Below are 949 nucleotides of genomic sequence, written 5' to 3'. Positions count from 1 at the left end.
AGGCCGCGAGGACACGGCGACCGGCTCGGCGCGGTGGGGACGAGATCGTGGGGCGCATGGTGGGGAGTCTAGGCAGTCGGCCGCGCCGGCGGGCGGACCGACGCGGCCGCCGCAGGCCTCGGGTCGCGGTGTCCTGTACCTAGCAAGTGCTTGGTTGGTAGGGTGGCCGAATGACCAGCACGACCAGACGTGAGGAGCTCCTGGCGATCGCCGCCGGGCTCTTCGCCGAGCGCGGCCTCCGCGCCACCACCGTGCGAGACATCGCCGACGCGGCCGGCATCCTCTCGGGCAGCCTGTACCACCACTTCACGTCCAAGGAGGCGATCGTAGACGAGATCCTCCGCGGATTCCTCGACTCGCTCTTCGGTGACTACCAGCGGATCGTCGACGCGGGGTCGTCGCCCCGGGAGACCCTCGAGGGGCTGGTGCGCGTCTCGTTCGAGGCCATCCACCGCCACCGCGACGAGGTGGCCATCTACCAGGACGAGCTCAAGCATCTCCGGGGCAATCCGAGGTTCGACTACCTCCGCGAGCGCAACACCGAGTTCCGCGAGATGTGGACCGACGTGCTGAGTCGGGGAATGGAGTCCGGGGAGTTCCGTCCCGACCTCGACATCCGGCTCACCTACCGGTTCCTCCGGGACACCGTCTGGGTGGCAGTGCGCTGGTACCGGCCGGAGGACGCCGACGACCACGCCGCGATCGCGGACCAGTACCTGCGCATCGTGCTCGACGGCCTGGCCGTCGACTGATCAGCACCACCCCATCCTGATCTCATACCCCCACGAGGAGACACATGACCAGCGTGACCGGCCGCGAGGCCTACGTGATCGACGCAGTCCGGACGCCCGCGGGCAAGCGCGGCGGCAGCCTGTCCGGCCAGCACCCGGCGGACCTGGCCGCGCACGTCATCCGCGCCGTCGTCGAGCGCACGGGAATCGACCCGGAG

At 70.0% G+C, this 949-nt stretch carries 2 protein-coding genes; both read left to right on the top strand.

Going from position 1 to position 949, the window contains the following annotated elements:
- Positions 1 to 170 precede the first annotated feature (170 nt).
- Positions 171 to 752 (top strand): TetR/AcrR family transcriptional regulator, encoded by a 582-nt coding sequence (locus G6028_RS14030; RefSeq protein WP_182659238.1) that lies wholly within the window; start codon positions 171 to 173, stop codon positions 750 to 752.
- A gap of 44 nt (positions 753 to 796) precedes the next feature.
- On the top strand, positions 797 to 949 hold a 153-nt coding region (locus G6028_RS14025), incomplete at its 3' end, for a thiolase family protein (protein ID WP_479682430.1).

Origin of the sequence: Dietzia cercidiphylli (assembly GCF_014145145.1) — a bacterium.
Lineage (GTDB): Bacteria > Actinomycetota > Actinomycetes > Mycobacteriales > Mycobacteriaceae > Dietzia > Dietzia natronolimnaea.
Note: the sequence above shows the minus strand (reverse complement) of the source record. Positions and strands in the feature narration are given on the sequence as shown.

What these genes read in the sequence shown, in the direction of transcription:
- G6028_RS14030 (WP_182659238.1), top strand. Translation starts at nt 171, where the DNA reads ATGACCAGCACGACCAGACGTGAGGAGCTCCTGGCGATCGCCGCCGGG.